12 protein-coding genes are annotated in these 14,507 nt (G+C 36.5%); 4 read left to right on the forward strand and 8 right to left on the reverse strand.

Features of this window, described 5'->3' with window-relative positions; all coding sequences use genetic code 11:
- Positions 1 to 5: 5 nt before the first annotated feature.
- The 7 genes from SFA27_RS11170 to SFA27_RS11200 all read right to left on the reverse strand — a co-directional run bounded on the left by SFA27_RS11170 (position 6) and on the right by SFA27_RS11200 (position 9,693).
- Positions 6 to 4,334: a CusA/CzcA family heavy metal efflux RND transporter gene (locus SFA27_RS11170; RefSeq protein WP_407298098.1), complete on the reverse strand. Its 4,329-nt coding sequence runs from the start codon at positions 4,332 to 4,334 to the stop codon at positions 6 to 8.
- A 255-nt stretch (positions 4,335 to 4,589) separates the two neighbouring features.
- A complete protein-coding gene (locus tag SFA27_RS11175) occupies positions 4,590 to 4,952 on the reverse strand; it encodes a hypothetical protein (RefSeq protein WP_156118354.1) in 363 nt (120 codons plus the stop codon).
- 133 nt (positions 4,953 to 5,085) lie between these two features.
- Positions 5,086 to 5,655, reverse strand: a complete 570-nt coding sequence (locus SFA27_RS11180; protein ID WP_047374785.1) for a Crp/Fnr family transcriptional regulator — start codon at positions 5,653 to 5,655, stop codon at positions 5,086 to 5,088.
- A 54-nt stretch (positions 5,656 to 5,709) separates the two neighbouring features.
- Positions 5,710 to 6,459 carry a siderophore-interacting protein gene (locus SFA27_RS11185; RefSeq protein ID WP_407298099.1) on the reverse strand — a complete coding sequence of 250 codons (750 nt, stop codon included), beginning with the start codon at positions 6,457 to 6,459 and terminating at the stop codon, positions 5,710 to 5,712.
- Between the two features lie 2 nt (positions 6,460 to 6,461).
- Entirely contained in the window at positions 6,462 to 7,637 is a 1,176-nt protein-coding gene (locus SFA27_RS11190) for an MFS transporter (protein WP_407298100.1), read from the reverse strand.
- A gap of 85 nt (positions 7,638 to 7,722) precedes the next feature.
- Positions 7,723 to 8,331 carry a hypothetical protein gene (locus SFA27_RS11195; RefSeq protein WP_407298101.1) on the reverse strand — a complete coding sequence of 203 codons (609 nt, stop codon included), beginning with the start codon at positions 8,329 to 8,331 and terminating at the stop codon, positions 7,723 to 7,725.
- A 579-nt stretch (positions 8,332 to 8,910) separates the two neighbouring features.
- Positions 8,911 to 9,693, reverse strand: a complete 783-nt coding sequence (locus SFA27_RS11200; protein ID WP_047374788.1) for a helix-turn-helix domain-containing protein — start codon at positions 9,691 to 9,693, stop codon at positions 8,911 to 8,913.
- Between the two features lie 71 nt (positions 9,694 to 9,764).
- On the opposite strand from SFA27_RS11200, the gene SFA27_RS11205 reads away from it, so the two are divergent.
- Complete coding sequence (locus tag SFA27_RS11205; RefSeq protein WP_407298102.1) at positions 9,765 to 10,970, forward strand: CynX/NimT family MFS transporter; 1,206 nt, start codon at positions 9,765 to 9,767, stop codon at positions 10,968 to 10,970.
- Between the two features lie 90 nt (positions 10,971 to 11,060).
- On the opposite strand, the gene SFA27_RS11210 is transcribed toward SFA27_RS11205, so the two are convergent.
- On the reverse strand, positions 11,061 to 11,828 hold the full coding sequence (locus SFA27_RS11210) for an MBL fold metallo-hydrolase (protein WP_407298103.1): 768 nt from the start codon (positions 11,826 to 11,828) through the stop codon (positions 11,061 to 11,063).
- A gap of 92 nt (positions 11,829 to 11,920) precedes the next feature.
- On the opposite strand from SFA27_RS11210, the gene SFA27_RS11215 reads away from it, so the two are divergent.
- From SFA27_RS11215 to SFA27_RS11225, 3 genes are all read left to right on the forward strand, one after another.
- Positions 11,921 to 12,235 carry a winged helix-turn-helix transcriptional regulator gene (locus SFA27_RS11215; RefSeq protein WP_407298104.1) on the forward strand — a complete coding sequence of 105 codons (315 nt, stop codon included), beginning with the start codon at positions 11,921 to 11,923 and terminating at the stop codon, positions 12,233 to 12,235.
- A 172-nt stretch (positions 12,236 to 12,407) separates the two neighbouring features.
- Positions 12,408 to 13,811, forward strand: a complete 1,404-nt coding sequence (locus SFA27_RS11220; RefSeq protein WP_407298105.1) for a T9SS type A sorting domain-containing protein — start codon at positions 12,408 to 12,410, stop codon at positions 13,809 to 13,811.
- Positions 13,812 to 13,847: 36 nt separating this feature from the next.
- Complete coding sequence (locus SFA27_RS11225) at positions 13,848 to 14,402, forward strand: hypothetical protein (RefSeq protein ID WP_407298106.1); 555 nt, start codon at positions 13,848 to 13,850, stop codon at positions 14,400 to 14,402.
- Positions 14,403 to 14,507: the final 105 nt, after the last annotated feature.

A 14,507-nucleotide genomic window follows, 5' to 3' on the forward strand; every position in this document is an offset into this window, starting at 1 on the left:
CGTTACTATTTTGAAATTAAGAATTGAAGTTCAGCACTGATCTGATTCAGTTTTTCCAGTTGATCTATGTAATCTGCTTTGGTTTTTACGGCCTGGTTCACCAATATTACCCAATCCAGATAATCAATCTCTCCTACTTCCATCTGTTTCTGTGCGGTTTTTAAAATGGTTTCGGATTTTGGAAGTTGTTTTTGTTCATAATTTTCAATGATTCTCTGTTGGTTCATATAATTATTCAGCTGTTGTCTCAATCTGTTTTTAAGTTCAATTTCTTTTCTCTGATACTGATTTTCGGAGATTGCAATTTTTGCCTGTGCAGCTTTTGCCATTGCCCTTTGTCCCTTTGTAAACAATGGAATTCCTACACCTACCTGAACTGAATTGAAACGGTTATTGTTGATGTTTTTCATACTTTGATTGGTATACCCAACAAGAAGGTCCGGAAGAAGTTTGCTTTTCTCCAGTTGTACTTCTGCCTCTCCTACTTTGATCTGTTGCTGCAGATACTGAAGCTCAGGATGTTGTTTTACCATTTCCTCGGAAATCTGAAGGCCGATATTCATCGTTGGTTTATCGGCAACAGGTTGGTAAGAAGTTTCGGACTGAAGTAATACCTGAAGCTGAAGTTTTGCCACATTCAGATCATTTTCAAGAGTGTTCAACTGTACTTTTACCTGTTCTTTCTGGATTTCAGCGGTTGATTCCTCCAGAATATTGGCTTCTCCTTTCTTTAATCTTAATCCGGCCTTGTCAGCAAAATTATTGTACATCTGGCTGATATATTCCAATACTTTTTTCTTCTCCTGAAGGACTAATATTCTGTAGAAAACGTCTGTAACTTCTTTGGTAAGCTGTGTTTTGGTCAGATTCTGATTGATGATACTGGCAGACCATTCCGCATCCAGCATTTGTTTTCTCTTTGAATATACTGTAGGAAAGCTAAATCTTTGAGAGATTCCGAATGAATTGTCGGTTTCTTCTCCCTGAATCTGCCCAAATCCTCCTGTAACTTCCAGCTGAGGAATATCCAGATAGCTGGCTTTGAGTTTTTCCTGATAGTCTGATATTAATTTTGAGTTTTTAAGGGTGCCATTCTGTTGATAAGCCTTTTCCAAAGCCTGGTCGTAAGTAATGTTTTCCTGAGCCTGAAAACTTCCGAAAGAGATCAGCAATAAGAAAACTGACAGTTTTTTATAATTGTTTTTTTTCATTTTATCTTTATTAATATTTTCAAACAAAACATAGAGAATAGGAAGTACAAAAAGGGTTAAAAGTGTGGCGAGCATCAAACCTCCAATTACCACAGTTGCCAAAGGTCTTTGCACTTCTGCTCCGGCACCGTTGCTGATGGCCATTGGAAGAAATCCTAAAGAAGCCACAAAAGCAGTCATTAAAACTGGACGAAGCCTGATTTTTGTTCCTATCAGTACAATTCTGTTGGTATTAGCTATTCCATTCTTTTTCAATCGGTTAAATTCTGATATCAAAACAATTCCATTAAGTACCGCAACTCCGAATAAAGCGATAAATCCTACTCCTGCACTAATACTGAATGGCATTCCTCTCAACGCCAGAAAATAAACACCTCCTATCGCAGACAATGGAATGGCTGTATAGATCAGCAAACTATGTTTTACAGAGCCAAAAGCAAAGAACAATAACAGGAAAATCATTACTAGCGAAATAGGAACAGCTATACCTAATCTTGCCTTGGCTTCATTCAGGTTTTCAAAAGCTCCTCCATAGGAAACGGTATATCCAGGTGATAATTTCAGGCTTTTACCAGCCTTTTGCTGAAGCTCTTCCACAATACTCTGAACATCTCTTCCTCTTACGTTAAAGCCTACGATAATCCTTCTTTTGGTATCCTCCCTCTGAATCTGGTTCGGACTGTTTTTAAGTTCCACTTTAGCCAATTGCGACAAAGGAATCTGCTCTCCTGAAGTCGTAGGAACCAGAAGGCTTTGGATGCTGGTAATATCTTTTTTATGTTCATTATCCATTCGGACAACGATATCAAACTTCTTTTCACCTTCATATAAAGCACCTGCGGTTTGGCCGGCAAAAGCCATATTGATCACTCTGTTGATATCTGCTACCGAAATATTATATCGGGAAAGTTCAGAACGGTTATAATCTATCACAACCTGCGGAGCACCTACTACAGGTTCAATATAAAGATCCTGAGCTCCTTTTACTGTATTGATGATGCTTCCTATCTTTTTTGCATAGGTGGCAAGACTGTCCAGATCTTCACCATAGATTTTGCATACCACATCCTGTCTGGCTCCGGTCATCAGCTCATTGAAACGCATTTGTACAGGAAACTGGAAACTGGTTGTCAATCCCGGAATAACGCTTAATGCCTTACTCATTTTATCAGAAAGTTCAGAAAATGTTTTGGCAGAAGTCCATTCCTTTTTAGGTTTTAAAACAATAATCATATCTCCGGAATCCATTGGCATAGGTTCTGTAGGAATTTCTGCACTACCAATTTTCATGACCACCTTTTCTACTTCTGGAAACTGGGTTAAAAGGATATTGGCTGCCTGAGTGGTTGCTTTTTTTGTTTCGTTAATATTGCTTCCCTGGAGTATTCTCATTTCAACCGCAAAATCACCTTCTTCAAGGGACGGGATGAATTCTCCACCCATTCTGGAAAGGGTAACAACAGCACCAATAAACAGTACCAAGACGCCCAGAATAATGGTTTTTCTATATTTAAGGGCCTTTATCAGGATTTTCTGGTGGCCTGTTTCCACTTTGCCCATTACGCGGTCTGAAATATTTTCTTTTTCTTTTTTCTTTCTGCTCAGTACCAGAGAGCTCATCATAGGAATATAAGTAAGGGAAAGAATAAATGCGCCAATCAGGGCAAAAGCTACCGTCTGAGCCATTGGCTTAAACATTTTACCTTCAATTCCCTGAAGTGTAAAAATCGGAAGATATACAATTAAGATAATGATCTGACCGAAAACCGCACTGTTAACCATTTTGGTAGCAGAACCGGAAACCTGGTCATCCATTTCTTTTTTGCTGAGCATATTATCTTTTCCAAAATGCTTTTTGTGGGCCAGCTGATGCAGTACCGCTTCTACAATGATGACAGCTCCATCTACGATAAGCCCGAAATCAAGGGCTCCAAGGCTCATCAGATTCCCTCCTACACCGAAAATATTCATCATAATGATCGCGAAAAGCATCGCTAAAGGAATTACAGATGCTACCAGTAATCCCGCTCTGAAGTTTCCTAAAAACAAAACCAGAATGAAAACAACAATCAAAGCTCCTTCCATCAGGTTTGTTTTTACTGTACTGATGGTGTTGTTTACCATTTTAGCACGGTCAAGAAAAGGTTCAATAACAACACCTTCAGGTAATGATTCCTGGATTTTTTCCAGTCTTTGTTTGATATTTCCAATCACTACGTTGGCATTCTCCCCTTTCAGCATCAGAACAATAGCTCCGGATACTTCTCCCGTATCATTATAGGTCATGGCGCCATACCTTGTTGCATACCCTATCTTCACAGAAGCAACGTCCTTTATATGTACCGGAATACCTTCTTTGGTTTCTGCAACCTGAATACTTCCGATATCTTCAGTACTTCCCAGAAGCCCTTCGCTGCGAATAAAAAGAACAGTTTCTTTCTTCTCGATATAAGCACCTCCGGTATTCTGGTTATTCTTTTCCAACGCTCCAAAAACATCATTAATATTGATATTGAATGCCTGAAGCTTGTTGGGGTTAATGGCAATTTCATATTGCTTCAGTTTCCCTCCGAAACTGCTGACATCAGCTACTCCCTTAGTTCCCAGAAGCTGTCTTCTGACAACCCAGTCCTGAATGGTTCTGAGTTCAGTTTCATCATAGACATTTTCATACCCTTTTTTGGCTCTTACCACATATTGGAAAATTTCCCCCAATCCGGTAGAAATAGGTCCCAGTTCCGGTTTGCCGATTCCTGCCGGGATGTTGTCCTGAACAAGCTGTAAACGCTCCTGAACCTGTTGGCGTGCCCAGTAGACATCTGTCTTATCATCAAAAACCACAGTGACTAATGACAGTCCGAAACGTGAGAAACTTCTAAGTTCCGTAATTCCGCTGATGTTACTGGTAGCCTGTTCGATAGGAAATGTAACAAGACGTTCTATGTCTGCTGCCCCGTAAGAAGGAGCAGTCGTAATGATCTGAACCTGATTATTTGTGATATCCGGTTGGGCATCGATGGGCAGCTTGGTAGTTTCATAGATCCCAAAAAGGATAAGTGCCACTGTAAACAGAGCAATGATGAGCTTATTCTTTACAGAAAACTCAATAATTTTATTTAACATGAAAAAAACTATTAATTGATAACCCGGAATGCCTTATAAAAGCTGTTGAAGTCTTTGTTTTTTACGATTGCAGCTACAGAAGAGAAAATATTTTCCTGATCCTCATGCACTTTATTGTAAATTTATCATCCTGAAAAATTTAAACAAATTATAGCAAAGACATCATAAACAGAGTTATAATGCACGAAAGGTTAAATTGATATGTAATAATAAATGGATTGCTTTAAGGCTAAAGCAATGTCAGTATAAAATCAATTAAGAAAGCCGTGGAGGCTGGAAAATCTGAGAAAGCGAATGATTGGAAAAATCTTTTTCCTTGTAGATACTGTTTTTCTTGGAAACAGTAATTTCTTTAGGCTTTTTTATTTCGAATGTAAGTTCCGGAAGCTGGGCATGTACAGTTAATACGATGGGAGGATTAATAAACGGCAGTTTCTGATCGGTATCCCAGTCAGAATCCTGTTTGTGATTATCATAATGCTCTATCACAAATTCTGATAAACTTCCGTGGTATTCCATAAAATGTTCCACAAACATAGGTACCTTCAGTACTTCCCCCGCATTGGTGGTAGCCAGCACATACATCATCGAGCATAATATGGAGAACCATTTTAACATTGGTGCAAATATAAGGCTTAAATTTTTCTTAAACAGGCTCTGGTATTAATTTTTTGATAATTTTAACCAGTTTAAAAATGGTTTAAATAAATAATAGCTATTTCTAAATAATGTTAGATTTATCAAACAAAAATTAAAGCCTGGACTTTAGTCTGCTTAGTGTTTCCTGAGAAATATTAAGGTAAGAAGCCACCAATTTGTTAGAAAGTCTTCTTACGACAACCGGATTTTCATCCAGAAGCTGGCGGTATTTTTCAAGAGCATCCTGTATAAGGAAAGACATCAGCCTTTTGGTATTGTTCACATAAGCTGTTTCCAGATATATTCTGTAAAATTTTTCCCATTGCGGGATAATTTCCAGAAGGTGATAAAAATTCTTATGACTAATATAATATACTTCTGAATCCTCCACGGCTTCAATAAATTCCTCAGAGGGTTCAGAAGTAATAAAACTGGTAAGTGCAGTGGCAAATTGATTTTCAAAGGCAAAATATCGGGTGGAATCCTGCCCTTCTTCATTGATGAAAAATATACGGAGGCAGCCATTCACTACAAAAAATGTTCTCTGGCTGTTTTGTCCATTGGAAAGGAGCATTTCATTCTTTTTTAATTGGATAAGTCTGAAATAAGAGAGAATAGTTTCCAATTCTTTATCCGTGACCGATATTCTGTTTTTAATATATGACGTTAAAAGTTCCTGCATGTAAGCAAAAATAGTAATAAATGGCTTTGCTTACTTCTTTTTATTCTGTTCTAGCTATGAGTTTTCTGCCTTCCCGGCTTTCCAGTATGAGCAAATGTATAAACCATGCGGATCCCATTCCAAGGTCGTTTTGAAGTAATTACGAAGCTCGTGTACTGTTGTATATTCTGCTGCGATATAAACATATTCTTTCAAAACACCTGGTGGAAACTGAACAGATTTAACGGCTTCTGAGAGCCGGCTTCCCTTTTCCGGATGAAGATTGTGCAGCCATTCAATTGAAATATCTGCTGCAGAACACAGGATAAGTTCATCTTCTTTGCCTGCCACCTCTAATAGTATCTTTGCCGACACATACGGAGGAAATTGTTCTGCAATAGCACAAATGACAGGTAATGCTGTTGCATCTCCCGCCAGCAGATAAAAATCTGCATCGGGAACTAAAGGTCTTGTACTTTCTTTCATTCCTATTTCCAATGAATCACCGGGATTCGCTTGTAATGCCCAGATAGAAGCAGGTCCGTTATCACCATGGGCAACGAAATCTATACTTAATTCCCGGTTTTCAAGATCTATTTTTCTGTTAGTATACGTTCTGATTAAAGGGGAGCTTACCTCTTCAGTCGGTATAAAGATTTTATTATTAGAACCGGAACGTACATTGGCTAACAGTTCAGCCTGATTTTCATCAATTTCAAATATGACACGGATAAGGTGAGGAGTAAGATATTGTTTATTTTTAATGATAAATACAGAACGTATTTTTTTCGTTTCTTTTACTTGAGATATTAGAGAATTTTCCATTTTTATTTTTTATTAAATAGTAAAATAATCATTGCAATTATACAGCTGATTCCTCCGAACAGGTATACAGTCTGATAATCAAACCAGCCGGCAATTAATCCTGCAATGGGGCCTGCCATTCCTAATGAAAGGTCAACGAATGCTACATATGCTCCCAATGCTGTTCCTCTCATTTGTGGTTTTACTTTTTGAATGGCAAGAACTCCCAAAGCCGGGAAGACCAATGAAAATCCAACCCCTGTCAATCCACATCCAATAACGGCTAATGTTTTGGAAACAGATGTCCAGATCAGCAGCTGTCCTGCTACTTCGATGATCAGAGAGATCAAAGCAATCTTAAAACCTCCGTATTTATCAGGAAATGAAGCAAAGAAAATTCGGGTAAGAACGTAACATATTCCGAAAATCATAAAGGCAAGTGAAACGTCACCCCAACTCTTTTGTGAGAAAAATAAAGCAATAAAAGAAGCAATACATCCAAATGCCATTGATGAAAAAGCAAGACTCAGTCCTTGGCCTGATATTGCACCGATGACTTTGTAAAAAGGTGTTCGCACATGATCTTTATCTACAGTAATAGAAGGAAGCTTTGCAGTAGAAAGCCAGCTTACAAGCGGAAGTAAGGCTATAAGGATAAAAGCAGGTAGTATGTTGTATTCTTTACTCAACCAGATACTTACAGGTGCTCCGATTGCAATTCCTGCATACATGGCAATACCGTTCCATGTCATTACTTTCCCGGAGTTAAAATGTCCTGCCAGCCCTATTCCCCACGTTAATGCTCCGGTAACCAGAAAACTTTCACCAACACCATGGATGATCCTTGCCAGCAACAGAAAGACAAGTGCCATCAGCGGATTAGCCTGAAATAATACTGCCAGTACATAAACAATCCCGGCAATAACAGCTAATACTACACCAGACATTTTACTTTTCTTAGCTCCTCTGGTATCTGTGATTTTTCCGGAATAAGCACGGGTTAAAAGTGTTGACAGTGACTGCAGGCCAATGACAAACCCCACAATAATGCTGTCAAAACCTAATGTGTTCTGAACAAACCCAGGAAGTACTCCCAACGCAATTCCTATGGTAAGGTAAACCCCAAATACCGAAATGATAATGGGAGTGGTTGCCCGGAAAAAATTAATAGTCTGTCCTTTTTCTAATGTTGTACTCATAAATTTTGTTTAAAATATTCGGGTGCAAATGTCCCTGTACAACAAATACTAAACTTTGATCTAGATCAAAAAAGGTAGAAAAAGGTTATTCAAAATCCAGTAAACCGTCTGTAAGCTGTTTCCATTGTATTTTAGCAGTTCCCATCATTCCTCCGGCAGCGATAACAAGATTCCTGATGGCATCAAAGAGCTTGGCATTGAGATTAGGTCTTTCATTTCGTCCATACACTGCTGCTTTTAAATGAGCAGGACTTTTTGATATCATAAAGGTAGAGCTTGCTCCTGAACTGTAAAAATGAGCAATATGGCGTTTCTTTTTATCTTCCGGATTTCTGGATGGTCTGCAGGTCATTGTTATACTTTCAGCAAAGCTGTTCTGGTAGAAACAGATATCTGTAATCTCTACCCAATCATATCCTTTAGCACCAGGTTCTCCAGGTCCTGGAATGTCAATCCTGATAAAATCTCCTTTTTGTGGCTCACGATCTACAGGATGGCCGCTGGAATTATAAAGTTTAAATGCTGTAAATGCCTCCCCACAGTAACTTTGCCATTTATTGACTGAGAAAAGCCTCTCTTTTAATGTTTCAAATTTTAGCGACATGGAATCCTGATCAAATAGTTTTCTGGTTTCTGTATCATGGAAACCTCCAATTTTTTGTTTAGGCACTCCTTTAAATTTTTTTGCACTCATACAATATGTTTTGGAGAAATTACTGCAAAGATTTTTTAGATTTTTATGAGTAGAGTCATAAAAAAGTTAAACATTTGTTTAAATATTGTTTTAAAGAAGCTTTGTTTTTATAATAATTCACTTTTTACAACTTCTCTGTTTGGGGTAAAAAACGGCATACAATTCATCAGGACGCGAATTATATTTAGCAGGATATGTTTTTGTGTAAAGAATTTCGGAATCCTAAAGAAAACTAAAATCATTTAGAGAATAGTTATTTTTACTTAAAATAAATAATTTTTAAAAAAAATGAGCTTATGATGTTTTGCATAACATGATTTTTGTTTATATTTGTGAATCGAAATAATTTTTTTTCATCATTTGTGTTTTTTTAAGGTCTCCATTTGTGGAGACCTTTTTATTTTCAACAATGTCATAATTGAATATTGATTGTTGAAGTGGAAAATGTTGTAAAATGTGAATTATATCCTTCTTTTAACAAGTTAATTTCTTTTCTATAAAGGAATACTGAATGTTTTAATATCTCTATAAGTCTCTTTTTTACCATATTTTAACTGCCCCTGCAGTTGCTTTAAACGGCTATTGAATTGTTTTAATAAAATCAGTTGGCCTGAAATGCATCACAGACAGAAAACTTCTGGTGTAGGCCTGAACACTCTTGTACCCTACTTCATAAGCTGTTTCTGAAATCGTAAGATTCCCAGAACTTAAATACTCAAGACTCTTGATGATACGAAGCATTTGTTGGTATTTGCTTAGGGTAAGACCTGTTTCTTTTTTGAAAATACGTTCAAGTGTGCGGAAAGATAAAAGTGCTTTATCACTGAGGTCTTCCATTTTGATTTCCTTGCGGTAATGATTGTGCAGATATTCTATGACTTTAGTAAGGCGTTTATCTTTAGGAAGGCTGATATGAAGAATCAGGGAATGCTCTACAAACTGTGGAAGTTCATTGAACAGCGCTTTCAGGAATAGGTTCTCATTATGATCCGGAGTCATAAGTTTAGACCATTTCTCTGCATATTTTATCATTTCTTTCAAAACAGAAGGAACAGAAAATACACTCACTTCATGATAGAAAGATTCTTTGGTACTGATCTCCGCAAACATAATCATCAGTTTGATCTTTTCAGAATGGGAATTTGTTTTGTGGACGGCATTGGGAGGTATCCATACAGCATGATTTTGAGGAAGCAAATAGATTTTTTCTTCAATAGTAATATACTGAAAACCACTCTCAACATATACGAGCTGACCTTTCTGATGGTGATGAAGAACATCATCATGAACCCAGTTTTCTTCAAACCATACGAAATAAGGTTTTTTCAGTTCATCTACTTTTATGCTGTCGTTAGCGTTCATGTCGTTTAAGGTTAAAACTTTGGCAAAATTAAACAAAATTACTATGTTAATTTTGCAGAAAAGTTTTTATCATGATGAAGAATGAAGTAAAAAAGAATGCTTCGTATGTTTTATTAATCATTAACGTTGTTGTAGTTATATTAATTTCCAGTAACCTCCGTTCACCCATTGTGGCAGTAGCCCCTGTATTAGGAGAGATAAGAGATGCATTGAAACTGGATAATTTTCAGGTAAGTCTGCTAACCTCTATTCCACTGTTTATGTTTGCTGCATGTTCTGTGCTGGTAAGTAAGTTTTCTAATAAGCTTGGTATCAGTACACTTCTAATATATTCTCTTATTATTTTAAGTTTTGGTTTATTTTTACGAATCAGCGGTTCTCTTTGGCTATTGTTTTTAGGGTCTATATTCATTGGCTTAGGAATATGTATCGGAAATGTGGTCACCCCGGGATATGTTAAAAATAATTTTCCGAAGCAGATTGGCCTCATGACAGGAATTTTTGCAGTATCCATGAATCTTACTGCGGCTTTGGCTTCTGGTTTCAGTGTGAAAATCGGGGAACTCACCGGGTTTGGATGGAAGGGCTCCCTGGGAATCTGGCTGGTGATTGCAGCACTAGGCTTTCTGGTTTTATCATTGGAGTTCATATTTAATAAAAGAAATCCGAATCAGCCCAAAACGGCACTCAGTACTTCTGATTTTAATATGTTTAAATCTGCCCAGGCATGGAACATCAGTATTTTTATGGGGCTGCAGTCTTTATTCTATTATTGTCTGGTGGCCTGGCTGCCTTCATTTCTTGCAGATTTTCATATGCAGGGGGAAAGCTCCGGATGGGTTTTCTTTGTAATCCAGATTACCATGATTCCTGTGACGTTCTGCTGTCCGATTATTGCCAGCAAGATGAAAGATCAGAGACTTATGATTCTTTTTATATGTGCTCTGATGTTTGGAAGTACAATGATGTTTGTTTTCATGAAATCTCAGTGGATCTATGTAAATGCTGTTATTATAGGTATTTCTAATGGATTGTCTTTCAGCCTGTCAATTCTGTTTTTTTCTACGAGAACGAAAAGCAGTATCAATGCAGTTAAGATATCGGGAATGGCACAGTCTGTAGGATACCTGATTGCCGCATTTGGGCCTCCTTTATTTGGAAAACTTCATGATTGGGATATTTCCTGGAACAGTTCATTTTATTTGTTAAGCTTTGCGGTATTACTGATGTTGTATTTTGGAATGAAAGCTGCGAGAAATAAGTGTGTAGAAGATTAAAATTACCATTTGATAAATAAAAAAGGATAGAAATGAGTTCTATCCTTTTTTGTTTTATTTTGTATTAATTCTTTTTAAGAGCCCTTTAAATTAAAAATGAAGGTCAAGTTCTTCTCCGTCATTCAGAACAAAACATCTTTTCTCTAATCCATTTTCATTAATTTTTGCCTGAATAAATTGACGGTCTTCTCTGCAATGGCTTACGGCTTCAAGATGGGTTACCCAAACAGTGGATTCAGGAGCGTATTTGCAGACTTTTATAATATCTTCACTGGTCATGATAATAGGGTCTCCTACAGAAAAGGTGGCGGCACCTCCTGCAACAATGATGTGTTGTGGCTGATGTTGAGCAATTTCTTGAGCAATTTCATCATACCAGATAGTATCTCCTGCAATGTAAACTGATTTATTTCCTGTCTTAAAAACAAAACCATTCACAATTCCCATTTTTTCTCCGATTTCTCCGGTTCCATGCTGGCCTTTGGTTGTAGATATTTCAATATTATTCCATTGAAGCTGATTATTCACCGTAACAACACTTGTAAATCCCTGTGCTTTAATTTGTTCCGAAATAGCTTCTGAACAGATGATTGGAATATTTTTATTCAGAAGTTCGATAGCTGTGGCATCCCAATGATCAGGGTGAAGATGGGTAACAGCAACTGCATCTATTCCTCTTAATTTTTTATTTAATTCTTCTTTATTAAAAGGCAGATCTACGAGAGGGTTTAGCAATTCACTATCTGTCATAGGTATTTTTCCCATAAAGCCTTTTTCTCCAAGCATTGGATCTACGAGGATGGAAATTCCATCAATATTCAATAGCAATGTTGCATTGCGCCATAATTGTAATTTCATTTTGACTAAGTTTGTAGGGTAAAGCTATTGCCTGATTAAGGTAAAACAATCGAAGGTTACCAAAAGGTTAACCATAAATATTCAATCGACTTATGAATTTTGAAGAATTTAAAAATTGTGGATTAAGACGAAGCCTGGATATTCTTTCGGGTAAATGGAAACCGCTGATCCTGCACAACCTCTTTGAAGAAGATCAGGTGCGTTTTGTGGAACTTTGGCGAAATATGCCCCGGGTTTCCAAGAAAGTACTTTCAGAGCAATTGAAACAGCTTGAAGAAGATCTTATTATTGAACGGATTGAAGTCTACAATTTTCCGCCTGAAGTGTATTACAAATTAACCGAAAAAGGTCAAAAACTGGGTCCTATTCTTTCTGAGCTTCATTTGTGGGGTAATGGACTGAGGTAAAACTCTTTTTTGTTACTATCTGACCCTATTCTAATAAAATGTCTCTCATATAGCAAAATCTGAGTATCTCTTTACTTTTCTTAAATTTTATCATACATTTGGAAACTCAACTTAAAAATATATTATAGGGTTACATATTATAACCTCAAAATTTTTATAAAAAAACCAAACAATGAAAAAACAATTATTATTTGTGCTTACTCTCGTAGCACAAGCTTCTTTTGCTCAAATTATTTCCAAAGATCCTGCGTTTGCTTCAAACGGAATTTACAACCTTCAAACGGGAACCTCTTATCTGGGAGAGCTAACCGAAACAACCAATACGGTATTTTATCAGTCCTTTGACGCCAATACTAATCAGTTAATCATCTCAAAAGCGACAAGTTACAATGGTTCTCTTGATTTGACTTTTGGAAATAACGGTAAAACGGCATTGAATTATGCATCAGACGCTCTTGTTGGATTTATAAGACATGCCAATGATAAACTGACGTTACTGTTAAAACGATATGATTCTGCAAATAGTATTAATTATTTAGATGTAGTTCGGTTACTTTCCAACGGGCAATTAGACTCTTCGTTTTCAAATGGCGGAATAAAGGTATTAGCCAATTACTATCAGGATAATTTCAATATAAAAAATAACCTTATAGAACAGGGAAATAAAATCATTGTTTCTGGCATTGGTATAGATTCTTTCGGACACCTTGATTCTTATACTCATACATTCAGATTAAATGCCGACGGCACATCAGATAACAGTTTTGGGAATAATGGTGAACTATCGGTGTATGGGATTCCCCGTATTATTTTGGATCATCAGCTCAATCTTATTTTTTGGGGACACACTACCATAAAAAAATATACTCCTGACGGACAGCCTATGACTGGATTTGGGAACAATGGAGAAGTTTTGTTTGATGGAGTGGATGCTAATGTTGTAAAAATAGATTCGGGTAATAAAATGATATATGCAAAACTTGGAACATCCAACCCTGCTACGATAGGAAGAGTGAATGCTGATGGGACGCCGGATACCACATTCAGTTATAATGGTACACTTGGCCTTGAATTTCACGATATCTATGAGAAAAATGGTTCTTATTATGTTGCAGGTTTTGCAGATTTTAATAATGCTCCCGCTTATTATATCACTAAACTTAATCAAAACGGATCTGTTGATTCTATATTTGGAGAATATGTAGAAACCGATTCTAATTTACTCTATCATTCTGTTAATGCAATAAAGGCTTTTGATAATAATATAATTGTATACGGAGACGGACCTACAACAGAGATTGTTAAATATCTTTTAAATAATACTGCTACATTATCAACGAGAGAAGCTGTAAAAAATAACCCTGAAATTACTTTTGAAAGTCCTGTACAGCATGATTTTATTTATCAATCAAAAGAAAAAGTTGATAAAATAGAGATTTATTCTCTTGATGGAAGACTATTAAAAACTTTAATAGAAAATCATTCTGATGTTTCTGAACTTTCTAAAGGAGTTTATTTGGTAAAAGCTATTTTTGAAAATGGAAAATTTTCTACAAAAAAACTAATTAAGAAGTAAAAAAATATATTAAAAAAACTAATAACAATTCTATAAATGAGAAGAATCATTATACTGACTTCCTGTGCATTAAGTGCATGGGTGACGGCACAGATAACGCCGCCGCCTACAATTCAAAGATCAAATACCACATCCCGCGGCCTTACTGTAAATTCTAGAAAAGGGACATTAATTGAGAAAAAAATCATCCATCTGGGTAAATTTAAAAACCTCAATATTCAAAAGATTATCACAAAAGATATGTCTGATAATTCATCAGAAACTTTGCTGGGAATCATGTATGAATATGAAACCTTCGACGAAATATCTAAAAAAACACTTACGGTTGACAAAAATGAGTTGGGAAGACTGATTCAGGCTCTTCAGACTGTGGTACAGAGAGAAAATGAAAAGGCGAATCAGGAAGCAAAGTATAAATTTGTTACCATGAATAATATTGAATTTGGGAGTGTTTACCGGGAGAAGCTTTCTTCGTGGGTTAATTATATAAAAATCCCATCCAATCATTTTAATCAGAATTTACTGGATTTCAATAAAGATGAATTGAAAGAATTGATTACTATTTTGAGGAAAGCAGAACAGGAGCTCTAAGAAAATCAGGCAACTATTGCGGAAATAATACGCTGAATATAAAACCCTAAAAACCTTATAGGTTCTGGAAACCTATAAGGTTAAAAAAATTAAAAAACTATTACT

This window comes from Chryseobacterium sp. HR92, from assembly GCF_045689405.1.
GTDB classification, from domain to species: domain Bacteria; phylum Bacteroidota; class Bacteroidia; order Flavobacteriales; family Weeksellaceae; genus Chryseobacterium; species Chryseobacterium viscerum_A.

What these genes read in the sequence shown, in the direction of transcription:
- SFA27_RS11170 (WP_407298098.1), bottom strand. Translation starts at nt 4,334, where the DNA reads ATGTTAAATAAAATTATTGAGTTTTCTGTAAAGAATAAGCTCATCATT.
- SFA27_RS11175 (WP_156118354.1), bottom strand. Translation starts at nt 4,952, where the DNA reads ATGTTAAAATGGTTCTCCATATTATGCTCGATGATGTATGTGCTGGCT.
- SFA27_RS11180 (WP_047374785.1), bottom strand. Translation starts at nt 5,655, where the DNA reads ATGCAGGAACTTTTAACGTCATATATTAAAAACAGAATATCGGTCACG.
- SFA27_RS11185 (WP_407298099.1), bottom strand. Translation starts at nt 6,459, where the DNA reads ATGGAAAATTCTCTAATATCTCAAGTAAAAGAAACGAAAAAAATACGT.
- SFA27_RS11190 (WP_407298100.1), bottom strand. Translation starts at nt 7,637, where the DNA reads ATGAGTACAACATTAGAAAAAGGACAGACTATTAATTTTTTCCGGGCA.
- SFA27_RS11195 (WP_407298101.1), bottom strand. Translation starts at nt 8,331, where the DNA reads ATGAGTGCAAAAAAATTTAAAGGAGTGCCTAAACAAAAAATTGGAGGT.
- SFA27_RS11200 (WP_047374788.1), bottom strand. Translation starts at nt 9,693, where the DNA reads ATGAACGCTAACGACAGCATAAAAGTAGATGAACTGAAAAAACCTTAT.
- SFA27_RS11205 (WP_407298102.1), top strand. Translation starts at nt 9,765, where the DNA reads ATGATGAAGAATGAAGTAAAAAAGAATGCTTCGTATGTTTTATTAATC.
- SFA27_RS11210 (WP_407298103.1), bottom strand. Translation starts at nt 11,828, where the DNA reads ATGAAATTACAATTATGGCGCAATGCAACATTGCTATTGAATATTGAT.
- SFA27_RS11215 (WP_407298104.1), top strand. Translation starts at nt 11,921, where the DNA reads ATGAATTTTGAAGAATTTAAAAATTGTGGATTAAGACGAAGCCTGGAT.
- SFA27_RS11220 (WP_407298105.1), top strand. Translation starts at nt 12,408, where the DNA reads ATGAAAAAACAATTATTATTTGTGCTTACTCTCGTAGCACAAGCTTCT.
- SFA27_RS11225 (WP_407298106.1), top strand. Translation starts at nt 13,848, where the DNA reads ATGAGAAGAATCATTATACTGACTTCCTGTGCATTAAGTGCATGGGTG.